Origin of the sequence: Corynebacterium minutissimum, assembly GCF_000805675.1 — a bacterium.
Lineage (GTDB): Bacteria > Actinomycetota > Actinomycetes > Mycobacteriales > Mycobacteriaceae > Corynebacterium > Corynebacterium minutissimum.
The window spans coordinates 257,886-276,305 of sequence record NZ_JSEF01000006.1; the positions used below are offsets into that span (position 1 = coordinate 257,886).

At 60.0% G+C, this 18,420-nt stretch carries 16 protein-coding genes; 5 read left to right on the forward strand and 11 right to left on the reverse strand.

Going from position 1 to position 18,420, the window contains the following annotated elements:
• Positions 1 to 361: 361 nt before the first annotated feature.
• From NX84_RS04270 to NX84_RS04285, 4 genes are all read right to left on the reverse strand, one after another.
• Positions 362 to 916: a CAP domain-containing protein gene (locus tag NX84_RS04270; protein ID WP_039674109.1), complete on the reverse strand. Its 555-nt coding sequence runs from the start codon at positions 914 to 916 to the stop codon at positions 362 to 364.
• A gap of 503 nt (positions 917 to 1,419) precedes the next feature.
• Positions 1,420 to 2,319: a glycine betaine ABC transporter substrate-binding protein gene (locus tag NX84_RS04275; protein WP_039674111.1), complete on the reverse strand. Its 900-nt coding sequence runs from the start codon at positions 2,317 to 2,319 to the stop codon at positions 1,420 to 1,422.
• Between the two features lie 55 nt (positions 2,320 to 2,374).
• The gene (locus NX84_RS04280) at positions 2,375 to 3,247 is read right to left on the reverse strand and encodes an ABC transporter permease (RefSeq protein WP_039674113.1); all 873 of its coding nucleotides are present in this window, start codon (positions 3,245 to 3,247) and stop codon (positions 2,375 to 2,377) included.
• 3 nt (positions 3,248 to 3,250) lie between these two features.
• Positions 3,251 to 4,447: a quaternary amine ABC transporter ATP-binding protein gene (locus NX84_RS04285; RefSeq protein WP_039674115.1), complete on the reverse strand. Its 1,197-nt coding sequence runs from the start codon at positions 4,445 to 4,447 to the stop codon at positions 3,251 to 3,253.
• Positions 4,448 to 4,725: 278 nt separating this feature from the next.
• On the opposite strand from NX84_RS04285, the gene mmuM reads away from it, so the two are divergent.
• The 3 genes from mmuM to NX84_RS04300 are packed head-to-tail and all read left to right on the forward strand — an operon-like array spanning position 4,726 to position 6,585.
• Positions 4,726 to 5,604, forward strand: coding sequence for a homocysteine S-methyltransferase (gene mmuM, locus NX84_RS04290; RefSeq protein ID WP_039674118.1), 879 nt, complete (start codon positions 4,726 to 4,728; stop codon positions 5,602 to 5,604).
• Positions 5,605 to 5,648: 44 nt separating this feature from the next.
• Entirely contained in the window at positions 5,649 to 6,035 is a 387-nt protein-coding gene (locus tag NX84_RS04295) for a hypothetical protein (protein ID WP_039674120.1), read from the forward strand.
• A 58-nt stretch (positions 6,036 to 6,093) separates the two neighbouring features.
• Entirely contained in the window at positions 6,094 to 6,585 is a 492-nt protein-coding gene (locus NX84_RS04300) for a gluconokinase (protein ID WP_039674122.1), read from the forward strand.
• A gap of 391 nt (positions 6,586 to 6,976) precedes the next feature.
• Here NX84_RS04300 and NX84_RS04305 read toward each other — a convergent pair whose 3' ends face one another.
• From NX84_RS04305 to NX84_RS04330, 6 genes are all read right to left on the reverse strand, one after another.
• Positions 6,977 to 8,371: a GntP family permease gene (locus NX84_RS04305; protein ID WP_039674371.1), complete on the reverse strand. Its 1,395-nt coding sequence runs from the start codon at positions 8,369 to 8,371 to the stop codon at positions 6,977 to 6,979.
• 94 nt (positions 8,372 to 8,465) lie between these two features.
• Positions 8,466 to 9,623: an alpha/beta hydrolase gene (locus NX84_RS04310; RefSeq protein ID WP_039674124.1), complete on the reverse strand. Its 1,158-nt coding sequence runs from the start codon at positions 9,621 to 9,623 to the stop codon at positions 8,466 to 8,468.
• Positions 9,624 to 9,831: 208 nt separating this feature from the next.
• The gene (locus tag NX84_RS04315; protein ID WP_039674126.1) at positions 9,832 to 11,214 is read right to left on the reverse strand and encodes a hypothetical protein; all 1,383 of its coding nucleotides are present in this window, start codon (positions 11,212 to 11,214) and stop codon (positions 9,832 to 9,834) included.
• 419 nt (positions 11,215 to 11,633) lie between these two features.
• Positions 11,634 to 12,242, reverse strand: a complete 609-nt coding sequence (locus tag NX84_RS04320; protein ID WP_039674128.1) for a cation efflux transmembrane domain-containing protein — start codon at positions 12,240 to 12,242, stop codon at positions 11,634 to 11,636.
• A gap of 50 nt (positions 12,243 to 12,292) precedes the next feature.
• Complete coding sequence (locus NX84_RS04325; protein WP_039674130.1) at positions 12,293 to 13,648, reverse strand: MFS transporter; 1,356 nt, start codon at positions 13,646 to 13,648, stop codon at positions 12,293 to 12,295.
• Positions 13,649 to 13,792: 144 nt separating this feature from the next.
• On the reverse strand, positions 13,793 to 14,923 hold the full coding sequence (locus NX84_RS04330; protein WP_039674132.1) for an RsbRD N-terminal domain-containing protein: 1,131 nt from the start codon (positions 14,921 to 14,923) through the stop codon (positions 13,793 to 13,795).
• A 99-nt stretch (positions 14,924 to 15,022) separates the two neighbouring features.
• On the opposite strand from NX84_RS04330, the gene NX84_RS04335 reads away from it, so the two are divergent.
• Positions 15,023 to 16,612 carry an amidohydrolase gene (locus NX84_RS04335; protein WP_039674133.1) on the forward strand — a complete coding sequence of 530 codons (1,590 nt, stop codon included), beginning with the start codon at positions 15,023 to 15,025 and terminating at the stop codon, positions 16,610 to 16,612.
• Between the two features lie 11 nt (positions 16,613 to 16,623).
• Entirely contained in the window at positions 16,624 to 17,859 is a 1,236-nt protein-coding gene (locus tag NX84_RS04340; RefSeq protein ID WP_039674135.1) for a M20 family metallo-hydrolase, read from the forward strand.
• A gap of 26 nt (positions 17,860 to 17,885) precedes the next feature.
• On the opposite strand, the gene NX84_RS04345 is transcribed toward NX84_RS04340, so the two are convergent.
• A complete protein-coding gene (locus tag NX84_RS04345) occupies positions 17,886 to 18,332 on the reverse strand; it encodes a MarR family winged helix-turn-helix transcriptional regulator (protein WP_039674138.1) in 447 nt (148 codons plus the stop codon).
• Between the last annotated feature and the right edge of the window lie 88 nt (positions 18,333 to 18,420).

Here is an 18,420-nt window from a genome sequence, read left to right on the forward strand (position 1 = left end):
AGTCAGATTTCTTCTCCAGCTCATTGATCGGGAGCCGCGTTCTCTCAATAGCCCATTCGAGGACAGGAGGGGACATCGGAACGCGGACGGCCATAGCCCCTCCTTTTGTTACCTACTGTGCAGATAGTTGAGTGTTAAAGGCAAGTTTAGAGGAGGATCGGCGACGAGGGCTCGCAGTATGGTCTCCAAGCTCAGTGGATGGTTTGCATTCTTCTGTGATGAGCTGTTTCGCTTGCTGATCCTGAAATTGATGGGCGAGTGAAAAAGTCCCACGTAAAGTACTTAAAACTAGAAGATGCGCCGAGAGGCTATAACCTCATGGGCGCATCATAACGGTAGTCGGCTGGCTTGCGCTTAGCGCTTAGCGCCCAAAGTTCTGCACGGCGTACAGCTTGCCCTCGGGGGTGGTGGCCAGGCCGATGCCCACGGACTTAGCGCGCGGGTCAAGCAGGTTCTTGCGGTGGCCCGGGGAGTCCATCCACAGCTGTACCAGGCGGGCATCGCTGTAGTCGGTCCATGCCTGGAGAACGTTCTCGCCACCAGCCGGAAGATTGGCAGGGTAGTAGGTCCAGTAGTTCGGGCGGTGGCGGGTGACGCCATCGCGGCTGAGGGTATTGGCCCAGTCCTGTGCCAGGTTGGTCAGGTTGGCATCAACGCGCAGCGGAGCTAGGCCATTAGCCTTGCGGTGTGCATTAGTTTGATTAATGAGACCCTGGACGCTCGCGGAGGTAGAGGGTGCTTGCGCAACCGGACCAGCGGCGGCAGGGGTAGCGAAGCCGAAGGAAGCCGGATTGAAGGCGCCGAAGGAACTACCAGCCTGAGCAGGGGCGTTAACGGAACCTGCGAAGAGTGCGGCGGCGGCTGCGACCGGAGCAATAATCTTCGTGGCGGTGCGTCCAAGCTGAAGGCGGAACATTGTGGTTCCTCTTTCTATGTCGGGCCTTTTCGGCGGTGTGAATCCCGCATGGCGTGCGGTTGTTTCCACCTAAAATTAAAGCTCGCGACGCCCTAGAAACGCTAACTGACCAGCGCTTTTAAGGATTGCACTTAGATTTGCGACGCTTCTCCATCTGGCTCTAAGGGTTTATTGGCTTTCAGGCTCTTTTTGCCTAAATTTGCATAGTTTGACTCGGAAACTATGGTGAGTGGGGGTGGGCATCGGGGGTGGCCACTCAGGGTCACACTCTCGCATCCTGGGCTTTTAGTTGATGACAGGTCAACTATTTCCAAAACCTTGGGTGTTTCTATGGAAATTTATGGATTCTTCCTGGGAATAGATAATTTGCACTTATGTGTGGTGGGTGGTGGGAGGGGTCCGGGGGGTGGGGAAAGATCGGAAAAGCCCCGCACGGCGATACTGTGAACGGGTGCGGGGCGAAGCTCTGTCAGTGCTCGACGGAGGCTACGTAATGGACATTATTACTTGATGTCCTTAACTACATCCGGGTTCTTGTCCAGCCACTCCTGGACGGCCTCTGGCTCCTTGCCCTCGCCGTACTCGTTTACTACGAGGTCTTCCAGGGTGCCGTACTGTTCATCGTCCAACTTCAGGCCTTCGAGCCACTCGGCGACCTCCGGGTTGTCGTCTGCGAAGCCTTCACGAGCCAACCAGTGCAGACCCTCGGTGTCCCCCAGGGTGCCCTTCGGATCCTCGAGGTCCTTGACTGGGAACTTAGCGTTGGCCCAGAACGGGCGCCATAGAGTGACGACAATGTCTTCCTCAGCGTCGGTAGCGGACTTTAGCTCAGAAAGCATAGCCGGGGTGGAAGAGGTGGACAGGTTGTAGCCGTCCAGCTCGTAGCCTTCGATAGTCTCCTGGGAGGCCTTGGTTAGGCCTGCGCCCGGCTCGATACCAACGATCTGGCCACCGAAGCGGTCAGCCTGGCCCTTCAGGTCCTCGATGGAGTTGACGTCATCCATGTACTCCGGCACTGCCCAGGTCAGGCGAGCATTCTCGTAGTAGGCGCCATAGTCCTCAATCTTGTCGGAGTACTTGTCCATGTACTGCTTGTGAGTGAATTCGGACCATGCAGACGGGTAGATGTCGATGTCGCCGGATGCGAGGGCGGTGTAGACCACGGCGGCGTCGTTAAGCTGCTCGTGCTCAACGGTGTAGCCGGCCTCCTCCAGCTTGTTCTGCAGGAGGTAAGCGGTGGACAGGCCATCAGTCCACGACGGGATGTAGCCCATGGTGATGGTGCCCTTGTCACCGTCATTGCCGGAACCGGACGCAGAGTCCGAGGAATCAGAGGAGCAGGCCACGAGGGAAGCGCTCAGCGCGACGGCAGAGACGGTGGCCAGAATCTTACGGGAGAACATGCAATGTCCTTTCGGAGTTGAGCAGTGAGAGGTATGGAATTATCGGTGCGTGGTTTTACTTGCGCACCAAGTTCAGAATCGAGGCGGGATAGCTCTTGAGCGAGCCCAGAGCCGCGGTGAGGCGGTCAAGGAAGACGGCCAAGATAACCACCGCGAGGCCGGCTTCAACGCCCTTAGCAATGTCCAGGGTGGAAATGGCGGACACCACTTCCTTGCCCAGGCCGTCGGCACCGACCATGCCGGCGATGACGGCCATCGACAGCGAGAGCATGATGACCTGGTTAATGCCCGCCATGATGGTGGGAACGGCGAGCGGCAGCTGGATGCCCTTGAGGATCTGCCAGTTGGTCGCGCCGTAGGACTTACCGGCCTCCACAGTCTCGCTGTCCACCTGGCGGATTCCTAGTTCGGTCATGCGCACCCCCGGAGGCAGCGCGAAGATGATCGTGGAGAAAATGCCCGGGACTACGCCGATAGAGAAGAACGTCACCGCTGGAATGAGGTAGACGAAGGCCGGCATGGTCTGCATGAAGTCCATGATGGGGCGGATGATCGCGCTGGCAGTGTTGGACTTCGCCGCCCAGATACCTAGTGGAACCGCCAGGATGGTGGCGGACAGGGTAGCAATGAGCACGAGCGACATGGTCTCTAGCATGGTGTCCCATTGGCGCATGCACATCACCAGCAGGAAGCCAAGGGCAGAGCCGATGGCGAACTTGGGCGAGCGGAAGAACCAACCCAACAAAGCCAAGATGACGAGCATGATGATGCCGGGGACGGAGAGGAGAATGTCTGAGAATCCGTCGATGAGGAAGCTCATGATGGCGGAGAAGGCGTCGAAAAGCACGGCGGCATTTTCGGTAAGCCAGTCAATGCCATCCGAGACCCAATCGCCCACGGGGATGCGGGGTAATGCGTTTTGATCCATGGCTTAGTTCTCCTCCTCCGTGGTGTCGATGTCACTCGATGCGGCGGACAAGAGGGTCACGCGCGGAATGACGCCCGTGAACTTGCCCTTGCTGTCGACGACGAGCAGCGGGGTGGTGGTGTCCGCGGCATAGCCGAAGAGTTCGGCGATGTTCTGGTTATCGTGGACTATGTGCGTAGTCGTGGAATCCAGCGGCAGCTCACTGTCGCCGGTACGCACTGCCTGGGCGATGTCCTCTTCCCAGACAACGCCGGCTGGGGTGCGATCAGCGTTAAGGACCACCAGCCAGGGGTTCTGGGACTCGCGCAGGAGCTTTTGTGCAGTGAGCGGGCCCTGGCTCGCATTAAGGGTATTTTGCGGGCGCTCGACGATATTCTCCGCATTGAGAACGCGGGAACGGTCGACATCCTTGACGAAGTCGGCCACGTAATTATTGGCGGGGTTTTGCAAAATCTCTTCAGCGGTACCAATTTGTTCCACCCGGCCATCACGCATCATGGCGATGTGGTCACCGATGCGCATGGCCTCGTTGAGGTCGTGGGTAATGAAGACGATGGTCTTGTTGAGGGAAGCTTGCAAGTCAATGAGTTGATCCTGCATGTCCTTGCGGATGAGCGGGTCCAGCGCGGAGAAGGCTTCATCCATGAGTAGGATATCCGTATCGGCTGCTAGGGCGCGGGCAAGGCCCACACGCTGCTGCATGCCTCCGGAGAGCTCGTCTGGCATGGAATCACCCCAGCCCTCGAGTCCCACCATGGCCAAGGCTTCTTCTGCCTTAGCTTCGCGTTCCTGCTTGCCGACGCCCTTGATCTCCAGCCCATACGCCGCATTCTCACCGACCGTGCGATGGGGCAGCAGCGCGAAGGACTGGAAGACCATGGAAATGCGGTCACGGCGAACAGCGCGCAGCTCGTCCTCCGACATCGCTGCTAGGTTCTGGTCTCCAATAAAAATCTCGCCGGAAGTTGCGTCCCACAGACCGTTGAGCATGCGGATGAGCGTGGACTTACCGGAACCGGACAGGCCCATAACAACGAAAATCTCGCCTGGTTCCACCTCAAAGCTGGCATCAATCACCGCGGCGGTGAGGCCTTGTTCACGCAGATCTTCGCGAGTGGCTCCGTTCTTGAGGGATTCCACACCCTTCTTGGCATTTTTGCCAAAGACCTTGTACAGACTCTTGGCAGTAATTGCTGCCATTTCCCCTCCTTGCTGCGGGAACTCCTAACTGCTCTACCGTGACACGGACTTCATGCTGTTTCAACCCAAAAGACAGCTCGGTGACAGGCATCGCTGTTAGATTAGTGCGCGCTGTACGCCCGCCGTGGGGAGTGCTCCCCAAGCCGGGTTGCTGGGCTTACTGCGAGTGGCGCGATGGTCTGGGATGGTTCCCCGTCCGGACAGATAACGAAGCTATAACAACTCCTTTTTGCGTGGGCTAGGTCACTGGGATGAGTTGACTGCTAGTCTCAAGCAGCATGGGACTCTTTGATGCGCCATTGCTTTTCGATGGCGGCCTCGGAACCCTTCTCGAAGCCCAGGGACACGACATTTCAGGCCCGCTGTGGTCAGCGCGAGTGCTGCGTGAGAACCCCGCGCTTATTGAATCTGCTCATGCTGAGTTCTTCGCCGCTGGCGCCCAGGTAGCCACCACGGCTTCTTATCAAGTCACCTTCGATGTTCTAGGCGAGGAGGCGGAGGCGCTTCTGCGCCGCAGCGTTGGGGTGGCTCGTGGGGTCGTCGATAAGCGCAGTGCCCAGCCTGGCTTGCTGGTCGCCGCATCCATTGGCCCCTATGGTGCGGGCTCAGGGAAAGGTACTGATTATGACGGGGCCTATGGTCTTACCCGCGGTGAGCTGCAGCGCTGGCATGCTCGCAGGGTAGCGGTGCTCGCGGATACAAACGCGGATTTCCTCCTTGCAGAAACCATCCCCAACGTTGATGAGGCCGCAGCGTTGCTGGAGCTACTCTCGGATCAGCCCAAGCCCTTTGCGCTGAGCATTACCGGTTCTATTGCTGCTGACCCGGCGAAGCTATCGCGCGTTGTCGAACTGGCTCATCACGCACCGCGGTTGGGGGCCCTGGGTGTGAACTGTGTCAGCCCTTCGCAGGCACTCGCAGTGGTGAAGAGACTTCGTGCAGGGACTGATAAGCCGCTGTTGGCTTGTCCTAACAGTGGTGAGTCCTGGGATCATGGCGCTCATGACTGGCGGCCGGCTCCTGCCGAGACGCTGAGCCTGCCCGAGGCTGTTGTGGAACTGCGCGCGGCTGGGGTTAGCCTGCTGGGTGGTTGTTGCCGCGTGGGTCCTACGGGGATTCGGCGGATGCGCGAAGCTCTCTTTGTAGACAGCAAATAGCAAACGCTGAGACAATCCCTCTACTGTGGGGATACAGTATTCCTATGAAAAAATTACGCCTTCTTGCCGCAAGCGCTGCACTGCTCGTTGCGTCTTTCTCCGTGCCCGCCGCCAACGCTGAGCTAACCCAGACTGAGCGGGACCAGTTCCGCACTGATCCCGTCGGGGCGATTGCCTGGCAGGCTATCAAGGGCTCCTCGGAATACGTGCGCGCCGATGGCAACGCCATGATGGCCGCGTCTTTCTTCTCCATGACGAGGCCGGGGCAGGACATCGGCCTGCCCGCGCTGCAGAACTGCGCTGAGCGGGTCGGTTCTTCCGCCCCGGAAGGCGGCGTGCGCTACGTGGCGGCCGCACTATGTGCAACCTTTGAACCTAATGCCCGTGGCGAAGTGCAGCGCGGCGAGTTTGGCTACGCGCCACTGCGCTAAGCACGCAGCGTTATATCGCGCTACGTCAGGTAGCGCGTGGCCTGCTTAAGGAGGATTGATGCGCAAACACGTTGTGGTTATGGGAGTCTCGAGCTGTGGCAAGTCTACGGTCGGGGAGTTGCTAGCACAGCGCACTGGCCTGCCCTTTCGGGATGGGGACGATATGCACCCAGCGGCGAATATCGAGAAGATGGCCTCGGGGCAGGCGCTCAGTGACCTCGACCGACAACCCTGGCTTGAATCCATCGGGCGCTTCCTTGCGGAGCACGAGGATGGAGCCGTCGTCGGTTGCTCTGCGCTCAAGCATTCTTACCGCGAGATCATTCGCGCCGCAGCGCCGGACACAGTTTTTGTGCATTTGCACGGCCCCTATGAGCTGCTCAAGGAGCGCATGAGCCATCGCGTTGGGCACTTCATGCCGGTGTCCCTGCTTAATTCGCAATTCGAAACGCTGGAGGACCTGCGCCCAGAAGAAGCAGGGCTGGTGCTGGATGTCAGCGCCGCGCCGGAGGAGCTGGCCGCCGAGGCGGCCCAATACCTCCAGAGCTAGCTGTAGCTGCGATACTGTCCCGCTTGGTGTTGAGGCATCGCGGGACCGACCTTCGCGCTCACACAACTCCACCCCGACCTTCGCGCTCACCGAGAGCGTCAGGAGGCTGCCGCGCGGGTTGCTGGTGAGCGCGAAGGGAGGTGTCCGCCAGGGGACCTGCTCGGATCTGACTTGAGCCACATTAGTGCCGAAAACAACTACCCAGACGCTGAACCCGCAGACTGCATTGTCAAGGGCGGCTGGGTCTTCGGCACTTGATAGTGAGTTAAGTCGGGCTCGTGCTACGTGCCCGCACCCTTCGCGCTCACCGTGGGCGTCAGGAGGCGGCCGTGCGGGTTGCTGGTGAGCGCGAAGGGAGGTTGTCGCGCTCATTGCAACGAGCTAAGAAGAGCTAAAGCAAAGCGGCGGCGCCGTAGAAGATGAGGACAATGCCGAAGCCGATGGAGGAAATCAGCGCCTGGTTTACCGTCCAAGTCCGCAGAGTGGTCGATACGTCCATGCCCATGAGCCGGCCGACGAGCCAGAAGCCCGAGTCATTGACGTGGCTGCCAAAGACGGAGCCGGCCGCGGTAGCAAGCGTGATGAGGACCAGCTGAATTTCGTTGAAGCCGCCGGCCTCTACGGCGGGCACCATCAGTGCGGCGGCCGTGGTGAGAGCAACAGTGGCTGAACCTTGCGCTAGGCGCAGGGCTACAGCGATGAGGTAGCAGGCCAGGATGACTGGGATGCCGAGACCGGACATGGAATCTGCCAAAGCATCACCGATACCGCTGGTGCGCAGCACACCGCCGAACATGCCGCCGGCGCCGGTGATGAGGATGACGGAACAAATGGGGCCGAGCGCAGACTCCACAGTCTTTTCAATTGCGCTCTTGCCTTCGCCGCGGCGCAGACCCAGCACGGCCATCGCCACCAGAGTGGTAATCAGCAAAGCGATCGGGGTCTGTCCTAAGAAGATGAAGAAGCGTACCCACGTGGCAGAAGGATCGACAACACCAGCCGTGCCCAGTGTGGTCAACCCTGTATTGCCAAAGATAAGCACCATCGGGATGAGCAGAACTCCGATAACCGAGGCCGGAGAGGCCGGGCGATCGGGCAGCTCGGCATCGCTAACGAGCGCGCCTGTTACCGCCTCCTCAAGACGGAACGGGTACTTCTTTCCCAGGTGGAGCCCGAAGCGGTAGCCGGAGAGGTACCACGTGGGCAGCGCAACGAGGAGACCGAAGATGAGGATCAAGCCGATGTCCGCGCTGAAGAACTCACCGGCTGCCACGGGTCCCGGGTGCGGTGGCACGAAGACGTGCATGACGGAAAACGCACCGGCGGCGGGAATGCCGTAGGCCAGGACTGGGCCGTCCAGGCGCCTGGCGACGGCAAAGATGACCGGCAGCATCACCATGAGTCCCGCGTCAAAGAAGATGGGGAAGCCCATGATGAGGGAGGCTACGCCCAGCGCTAGGGGTGCTTTGTTTTCGCCGAAGAGTTTCACGAGGGCGTCGGCAAGCGTTTTGGCGCCGCCGGAGGTCTCCGCCAAGCGCCCGATCATGGCGCCCAAGCCCACCAGCAAGGCCACGGAACCCAACGTAGAGCCGAAGCCACTCGTCATGGTGGGAACCACGCCGTCCAGCGGGATGCCAGCGGCGAGGGCAGTCAGTGCAGAGACAGTGACAAGGGTGACGAAGGCGTGCACCTTGAAGTGGATGACGAGGATGAGGATGACGGCGATGGCTGCCACCGCAATTCCTAACAGTGGTCCGGTGCCCAGAGTGGGCTCCCAAGTATCCATAACATTCATAACCACTGACTTTACTTCGGCTGTGTGTGGCGATCTAGACGTTCACCCAGTATGGAAGTTCACGTGAGGGGGTGGGGTGAAGGCGTTAGTCCACCCCGAGTGCTGGGCCCACCGTGGCCCAACTGATGGCCAGTTCACGGCGGAACAGGCCCCATGTGTGCCGTCCTGCCGGAAGCTCGTAGTAGTCAAGGTCAACGCCGGCGGCGGTGGCTTGCTTGGCGTAGTGGGCACTGCACCAATAGTCCAACCTTTCGTTAAGGCCCAGTGCGGGTAGCGGTGAGTCCTCAATATCGACGTCAAAGTCTGCCGGACCACCGCGGGAGGCGATGACAAAGGACTTCCGTCCCTTTTGTTGATCGAGGTTGAGAACCGGTGAGTGCTGTGCCCACGCCGGATCCCATGGCGCGCCGAAGGAGCGAGCTGGGTCAGTGCCGTAGTACGCCGCGCTAACCCACGCGAATCCCTGGGCGAGAACACCTGTGGTCGAGGGACAGCCGGAAAAGGAACCAGCTACTTTGAACCGCGGATCAAAGGTGGCCAGTTCTAGTGCTGGGCCACCAGAGTTGCTCAGGCCTGCGATGCCGTCACGGCCGTTGCCATGAAACTCAGCGTCAATGAGTTGGGGGAGCTCCTTGGTGAGGTAGGTGGCCCACTTGTATTTTCCGTGGGTGTCGTGAGGCTGAGCCCAATCCGACATCATCGAGCCATAAGCACCGCGTGGCGATACGACGTTTACGTGCTTGTCGCGGAAGAACTCGGCGGCGCCGCCTCCATCCCACCACAGTGCGTCCTCACCGCCGCCCGCGCCACCGAGCAGGTAATAGGTCGGGCGAGGCTGTGTATTCTCCACCCCTCCTGGCGGGAGAATGATGTCATTGGTGATGACACGGTCCATGGCAGGCGAATAGGCCCTGAACTCCCACACATTGTCTTGGATGTGCCTCAGCTCGCGCAGCTGTGCTGGTGTTGTGGTCGCTGGCGGGCGAGTCGCTTCTGGTGGCACGACGGGAATTCTTAATTGCTGAAGCACGTGTCCCCATGCGGCGAAGACGTTCTCGCTGAAGAGGACTGGCGCCAACGGCCCCAGCGCGATGGGATCGAACGCAGAGGCGTACTGATCAATATTGGCGAGAGCGCTGCTCATCGTATCTGGTGCCTGTGCATGTGCCGGCTGCACGTGGGTGGGGGAGAGGATCAACCCCACCGAAAGAAGGCCCGCTAGTGCGGAACGAGAGAAATGCATTTGTTCACAATAGCCAACTAGGGGTGCGCAGCGTAAATGGCTTGCGCCCATTTGTCTGCCGTAGAGGTGTAATAGAGGCCAGGAGTATTAGACAGAAAGAAACCCCGACCTTGTCGGTCGGGGTTTACTCACTCTCTCATTACCGGACTAAGCGCCGGCGGGCTGCACTCTCTCTGCCGCAAGGGGGCGCGGCGAGGAGGGGGCTGTTTTAGAACAGGCCCTCAGCCTTCTTACCGGTGTCCTTCACGGTGATCTCGCGGGAGTCAACGTTCTGGTCGTTGTCGGTGGAGTTGTCGCCCTTCAGGCGGGAAATCTGGGTGACCTCGATGTAGTTCTTCAGGCGGCCTTCCTTGGTCTTGCCGTCGCCGAAGTCCAGGTTGGCAACGCGAACGGTGTCACCGGAGTTGATCGGGTTGGCCAGGGTGACCTCGAAGGAGCGGGTGGAGGTCTTCTCGTCGAAGCCCAGGTCACGGATGTGAGCGCCGTTGGAGGAACGCGGGGTGATGAGGCGGTCAACGCCCTTCGGGCCCTCAGCGGTCTTCACGTCAACGCGGTACTGAACAGCCGGGAAGTCGCCGTAGTAGCGGTCGGTACCAACGTTCTCCAGTCGGAGAGCAACGGTGCCGGCGAAGCCAGCGTGCTTTGCACCGGAGGTAGTCAGAACCGGCTTGAGGTCGAGCTTCTGCTGAGCCTCGGTAGCCTCGCCCTTGTCAACCTTGTCCTGCAGCTTCTTGTCGGCTTCCTCTTCCTTCTTGCCTTCAGCCTCGGATACGACGCGCTCCTCCGGAGCAACCTCGTTGTCCTTGATGACCTCAGCGTCAGCCTCCGGGGACTTCTCCTCTTCAACAACCTTCGGGTCGTTGACGTCGGTGGTGTTCTGAGCGTTCTTGTTCGGAGCGTAGGAGTCAGCGATGTCGTCGTAGAGCTTGACGCGAACTTCGTTCTTCACCGGCTGCATAGCGGACCAGAAGGTCGGGGTGGACCAGGTGCCGTTCGGCTTGCAGTACTGCTGGGTACCGGTCATGTTCAGAACGCGGAAGCCATAGGTAGCCTCACCGGTGTGGTTCGGCGGAACGTCGTACGGGCCGATGGACTGGCCAGCCTCCCAGGACAGGGAGTAGGAAGCGGAAGCGCCGAGCTTGGTGGCAATCTGGTGGGAGACGCCGAAGGAGCCCTCAGAGTTCTTGCCGGAGCCCTTGCCGCCCATGTTCATGGAGGTGGTCTCGGTGCGGTCACCGTTGACGGACAGGGTGATGGACTGGGACTTGGACAGGTCCTGCTGCAGCGGGATGTCCTTCTTGGTCTGGTTGGTGGTGGAGATGGTGCCAGCCGGCATGAAGTTGTCGGTCACCTTGTAGACCACGGTGCGGTGGTCCTCCCACGGGTTACATACCGGACGCGGGTTGAGGATGTTGGCCTTCATGTGGTCGGAACCGTGAGAAGTGTGAACGATGGGGAGCTTGGCGTTGACGGCCGGGGTCTCCGGGTAGGACTCGGTGTGGGTTGCTGCGGATGCAGCCGGTGCGATGAGGGCGGTGCCTGCAATCGCGAGGCCGGCCACGAGGCCAGCGGTACGACGACGCATGGTCATGATTGTTCTCCTGGATGAAAATGCTTGAAAATGTTTGGGGCAATGTGGTGACGCACTGTGGTTGCGCTGTGCTGCGCTGTATCGCTCAGTGCGTGACGTGAAGCCACTCTAAGGGGACTTTCAGGATCCCGCATCCTGAGGATTGTTAATATTTTTGGGACGCAAAGCAAATTTCGATAGGGTGACACGCAGGTGAACAATTGACTAAGAAAATTGCGTTTACCTTGGTCTTGTCATCTAGACCGTATTCTGGGAAAACGTCTTCTTGACCGTTTGGACATCAACTAAAGTTTGACCCATTCAGGGGGTAAAAATCGTTCAACAAGAGTGGCTGGGAAGTTACTTTTCGTGTCGCAAGGTGCAAGTAAAATTGTAGAATTTGACGCTCTCTGCTTAAAACATGCTGAAGTTAACGGCGTCTAGTCCTCTTCGATTTCCGGATCCTCAGCGCGCGCTTGCTCAAAAACCTCAGCTGCTGCGCGCAGGTTGATAGCGCCAATGAGAATTCCCACCACGATGTCCGGCCAGGGGCTTACCCACACCATCATGAGAAGACCCGCGCCGATAATAAGGATGTTGGCGGCCACGTCATTGCGGGCCGCGAGCCACGCGCCGCGCGTCAGGGCGCCTCCATGGCGTAGCTGAATGAGCAGTACCGCGCACACGAGGTTGATGATCATGGCCGCGATGGCGGTGCCTGACAGGGCAAGCGGCTCGGGCACGGCGCCGTTGATGATTTTCCATATCGCCATGCCAAACGACGCCAACGCAGGAATCAGAATCAGCCCTGCAAGGCCATAGCTCGCTTTCTTGCGGCCCTGCGCCGACCACCTCAGCGCCGCGAGTACCAGCGCGTTGATGAGAAAGTCTTCGAGGAAATCAGCTGCGTCAGCAAACAGCGACGCTGAGCCGATAATGCAGGCGATGATGAACTCGCCAAAGAAGCCGATGAGGTTTAGTGCTGCAACCCACGCGACGATGCGGCGGGCGCGCTGATCCAAGGTGGACGATGAGAGCTCTTGAGACACAGCTCCCGAGCCTACTTGGCCGGGCCTCGCCGCCTCACATCGGGCTTGTTTTAGTCCTTGATGACGACATCATCGTGGCGACGATGCTTCTCGCCAATGAAACCGCCGAATGCAGTGATTAGTGCTACTGCTGCAAGGATGATGATTCCGGGAATCGAACTCGGGGTCTCGTTGGATGCATTCATGGCGGTGGCCAGGAAGGGCAGGAGCCCCGAGACAGCAGAGGCGATATTGGAAGAGATAGCCACTCCGGAGTAACGAACATTGGCAGGGAAAACCTCGGAAAGAAGAACGCCCGATACGGAATAGGTAATTGTGACGAGGGAAAGCCCCAGGCAGACCGCCAGGGTTAGAAGGACCACGTTGCCGGAATCGATCATTGCCCATAGTGGCCACGCCATGAGGGCTGTGGCGAGGCCGCCGAATCCGATGACTCGGCCAGGGCCAATCTTTTCGCCGAGGCGGCCAAAAATGAGGTTGACGAAGATCTGGCAGACCGCAGCGAGAAGCGTTGCATTGACGACAGTTTGACGCTCAAAATCGAGGGCCGTTGTGGCATATGACAAGACGTAGGTGCTCATGACAAAGAAGCCGCCGATTCCCAGGAAAGCCGCTGCAGAGGCTAGGCACAGCTGGGGGAAATGCTCGGTGAAAAGTTCCTTGAGAGAACCCTTCTGGGCGTCTTCATCGGCTTCTGCCTCTTCCTCAAGGGCTTTGTACACCGGGGATTCTTCAGCTTTGTTGCGAATCCACAGTGCAATGCCAAGAAATGGGAAAGCTATGAGGAAGGGAATCCTCCATCCCCAGGAGCTGACGGCATCGTCGTTGAGCATGAGGACGAGGGCGAAAGCGCCGGAGGACATCAGGGTGCCGGCGGGTGAGCCGATCTGAACAAAAGCGGCATAACGGCCACGCTTTTCGGCCGGCGCATGTTCGATGGCCATGGTGGTGGCGCCGCCCCATTCACCGCCGACGGCGATTCCTTGAAGTAGGCGCAGGGTGACGAGCGCTATGGGCGCCCAGATGCCGATTGAGCCGTAGGTTGGAAGCAGGCCAATGACTCCTGTTGCCACGCCAATAACCACGATGGAGATGATGAGCGCTGGTCGCCGGCCCATTTTGTCACCAATCTGGCCGAAAATGATCGCGCCGAGTGGCCGGGCAAGAAAGCCAACTCCAAATGTGGCAAGGGAGGCAAGGGTTGCCCCCGTTCCTGACATGCCGGAGAAGAAGAGTTCGTTAAATACGAGGGCTGCGGCGGTGCCGAAAAGGAAGAAGTCGTACCACTCCAGCGCGGTACCAACGAAGGCGGAACTGGCAATCCGGAAGACATCTTTAGATTCAACGTGAATTTCCTCGGCACTGGGCGGTGCTGAGGGCGCTTGGGGTTGCTGAGTCGTGGTCATGACGAATGGCTCCTTTTGTGAGTTGGATGACCGTTCGCACTGATATTAGATCTGCGTCACCTTTATGCAACGGGTTGAGGAGAATATCTGTGCAGGAACCCAGATTTTGGAAGCGGACAATGTGCTCCTGCATAGTCCTCGTGCTTATGGTGCGCCGCGAAAAAGGCAGAGAAGCACCAGTGCCGCACCTTTGGGTTGGGTGACATCTAGGCCGGTGGCGGTAGTTACGTGGTGGAGGCGGTTGATGACCGTGTTGCGGTGGCAGTGGAGGGCCTCGGCGGTGTCTTTGATGGAGCCGGTATCGAGGTAGGTCGTGAGGGTGTCGTAGACCGGAGGGTTGGTGCTGCGCAGTGCCGCGATGGCTTCCGTGGCCTGGGTAATAGGGCTTCCCTCGAAGCTGGCGATGGCATCGCCGGCCACGGCCCAGAGGAGATCGGATGCGTCGACGAGGCGGGGGAGTGTGCCGGCAGCGGCGAAGAGGCGTGGGGCTTGGCGGGCGGCGGCGCGGACGCCGGCGAGGCCCTTCACGGTGGGGAAGCGCACGCCGGGGATTACCGCAAGCTCGTCGCGGTTTACCGTGGCCCCTGCGGGTGTTTCCGCAGTCCAAAAGGCCACAAACATGCCGCGCGTGCCGTGGCCAAAGGCGGTGCCGGAGGCGATGGGGGCGTCGAGAAGCGCGCGTAATTCCACCGCGGCGGTGGGGTGTGCGATAACGACGTGGAAGTGGGTATCTGCGTCCACGTCCAGGGCACGGGCGATTTCAGTGACGCCGAGTAGGTCAAGGTCGTCGGCGGCGAGAAGGCGCTCCAAGTGGCGCGCATGGGCCAGGCGCACGTCATGCTGGCCGCGGGCCTCCTCCACACGGTAGGCATCGCGCACCATGAGGTTGTACAACGTCACAACCGAATGCAGGTGGGCCACGTGTTCAATGAGGGTGGATTGATCCGTTCCGGCGGCGGCGCGCAGGCGGGTCCAGAGGATATCGAAGTCGAGCTGGATGGCGTCGATAAGCGAGGCCAACTCCACGCCCTGCCGTGCGCGCCGCCGGCCCAGATTCTGCGCATGGGTACGCAATTCTGACTTGTCCATGGTGCCCACCAGCACTTCTGTGATCCGGGCGAAAACTTCGAAGGCTGTCAGTCGCAGCTCATCCTCGCTGACAAGCGAATCGCCATAGCGGCCAGTCGCGGTGAAAGCGGCAAGGAAGTCCTCCACCAATCGGGGGATATCGCTATGAACCTCCGTGACAATCTCACGCCACCGCTCCTCGTGCATATGCACAACCTTACATCGCCGGGGATAGGACAACGCCCTATCCTTGCGGCATGTGTCACGACACTCATTAATATGTGGTGAACGACACAAGGAGGTCTCATGATTACGCTCATCGAAAACGCCCACATTCTTACCCAAGACCCCGCCCACCCAGTGGCGAGTGCCGTGGCTTTTGCCCACGGCCGAATCCTCGCGCTGGATGATGCCGCACGCGCCCTCCCCGCGGATACGACGTGGGATGCCGGCGGGCGAACCCTGACCCCGGGATTTAATGATGTGCACTCGCACACCGTGTGGTTTGGGCAAACACTGCTCGAAGTAGACCTCTCCCAGGCCGCCACGCCTGACGACGTCTACTCTGCTCTCACCAGCGCCGAGCCTAACCCGGATGGCTGGATCATTGCCTCTGGATTTAGGCCTTCGGGTCTGGATGCTGCGGTGACGATTGCGGAGCTGGACCGCGCTACACACGGCAAGCCACTGCTCATCAAACACAACTCGGGGCATGCCTACACGGTTAATACTGCAGCCTTGCGCGCAGCGGGCATTGACCCGGCCGACCCGCCAGAGGTGGAGGGCGGTGAGTTCGTCCGCGATGATGAAGGCCACTGCACCGGTCTGGTCGATGAAAACGCGATGCGCGCCATCCAGAACGTCACGCTTCCGGAGTCGGGGGAGGAGATTGCGCGCGCCTTGGAGTTGGCCACGCGCCGCTATCTCGAGCGCGGGCTTACCTCAGTGACGGATGCCGGCGTGGCGGGTGGCTGGATCGGACACAGTCCCCGTGAAATCGCGGCCTACCAGAACGCCACGCTGCATACGCGCATGCAGATTATGGTGACCATGGACGTCCTCCACGAGATTGAGGGCCATGAATCGGATGGGCCCGGATGGGGACTCGATGGTGGTCTGCGCACCGGCTTTGGTGATGAATGGCTGCAAATAGGTCCCGTGAAGATGTTCAGTGATGGCTCCATCCTCGGCACCACCGCTGCGCTCACGGAAGAGTATGCCTGCTGCCAGCACCACGGCTACTTCCAAGGAGACCCTGAGCAGATGCGCGAGCGCGCGCTCAAGGCCGCAAATTCCGGCTGGTCCCTGGCGATTCATGCCATCGGTGATGCGGCCGTGGACTTTGCGATTGAGACCCTGGAAATGGCCGTGGAGAAAAATGGCATTCCGGCCATGCCGCACCGCATTGAGCACGGCGGTATTGTGCGCCCAGATCAGATTGAGCGCCTGCGCGGCCAACCCATCGTGGTGGTGCCGCAGCCGCTGTTTATCTCGACGTTTGGTGATGCGATGGCGAAGGCGCTGGGCCCGAAACGCGCGGCGTGGAGCTATCCGGGCAAGCGGCTTCTCGCCGCCGACCTCATTCTCCCGGGCAGCTCCGATCAGCCCGTGGCTCCGGGCGTGCCACTCGACGTTATGAAAGCCGCCATCGAACGCCGCACTGAGACCGGCCAGGACTTTGGCCCTGACGACCGCCTCACGCCTGCCGAAGCGCTCTATGCCTACACCGCCGGCTCTGCCGCAGCAACAGGCTGGGCAGGCCGAAAAGGCCAGGTTATTCCAGGACAGCTGGCAGATTTCGTGTTGCTGTCCGCAGACCCACTGACTACTGATCTATCCACCATCGACGTGGCTGCCACCATCGTGGGCGGCGAGCTGCGCTACGGAAGCTTCTAAGGAGAAAAGCGATGCGAGCAACCACTGATGAACAGTTTCTAGCCGATTTCCAGGCCATGTCCGCCAACGGCGCAACCCCCGGCGGCGGCGTGGAGCGCCAGGCCGCCAGCGAGGGCGATAACCTCAACCGTGCCTGGTTCCACGAGGTCCTCGAATCCTTCGGCGCGCGCGTCATCTACGACGAGATTGGCAACCAATACGGGCTCTTCGAGCTCAACCCCGACGCTGAGTTCGTCGGCTTAGGCTCGCACCTGGATTCCCAGCCTTTGGCCGGCCGCTTCGACGGCGCCTATGGCGTGCTTGCAGCAGCGCATGCAGCAGGCCGCGTAGCCCAGTCAGGTGTGGACGCGCGCTATAACCTTGCGGTCATCAACTGGTTCAATGAGGAAGGCTCACGCTTCGCGCCGTCCATGATGGGCAGTTCCGTATTCACGGGAACGCTCACGCTTGCCGACGCCCACTCAGCCACCGACCTCGCCGGCGTCACCGTCGCTGAAGCGCAGAAGGCCGCGGGCTGGGCACCGCGCGGCGAGGCGCCCACTCTGGCCTCCTATGCGGAGATCCATGTCGAGCAAGGTAAAGAATTAGAAGCCAACGGCAACACCATCGGTTTGGTCACGGCCACGTGGGGAGCAAAGAAGTTCCAAGCGGTGGTCTCCGGCGAACAAGGCCATACCGGTTCTACCCTCATGGCTGATAGGAAAGACGCCCTTTTCGGTGCTTCTCTCATCATCGCGGAGGTGGAGCGTCTTACCCACGAATTCCCGGAGGGTCAGCTGCAGGCTTCGGTCTCCCAGCTCACGCTGGAGCCAAACTCACCGGTAACCATTGCCCGCGAGGTGCGCTTCAACATCGACGTGCGCTCGCCCTCCACTGAAGTTCTTGATACTGCCTACAAGCGCCTGCAGGAGATCATCTCCGCCGCGGAGGAAGAATCCCGCACCTCAGTAGAGCTGACCCCCACCCACGAGTGGGCATTGAACCCCTACCCAGCCGATGGCGTGGCGCTGGCGCGTGACGTTGTTGAAGAGTGTGGTTACCCCTATCAAGAGATCTATACGGTGGCCGGCCATGACTCGACCAACCTCAAGGAGATGGTGCCAACGGTGATGCTTTTCATCCCGTCTGTTGACGGCATCTCTCACAATGAGAAGGAGTTCACCACCGAGGCCGACTGCCTAGCGGGGCTTGACGTGTTTACTCATGTGGCGCAGCGCCTCGTCACTACCGGTTGCGGAGAAAAGTAGGCAAGCGGTAGCGAGAGCTGGGCGGACTAGTCGTCATCACTCCAGTTCTCATAACCGAAGGCGGCCAGCGCGATCTCAAAGCCGCGCTTCATCGCTTCGAGCTCTTCTTCACTGACCTCATAGGTGCGCAAGCGCGCTGGGCCGGTGAGTGGTACGTGAAGCAGGAAGTGACGGCCCTCTTCGGTGATATCACACAGGCGGCGACGAAGGTCTGCGGGGTCATCGACGATAGAAATAAGGTCATCGCGCACCAACCGCTTCACCGCTTGACCAATGGTGGCCGGCTGCCAGCCCAACTCTTTACGCAGCTGCAGAATCGGGATGGGGCCCTTCTTGTCGATGAGCCGGAGAAGATTGAGATGGGAACCGGAGATGCCGTACTCACGGCGTGCTTCCGCATCAAACCGCGCGCGGGCTCGCTCTAGCCTGCGCCATTCAGCAATAGTCTCCGAAACCTTTTCGTTATCAGCCACGCGATTAAGCGTATGAGTTTGGGGCTGGTGGCCGCAAATGTTTACAGCGAAAAATTCTCTAAGGCTAAAACTTCAGCGCCCGGGCCAC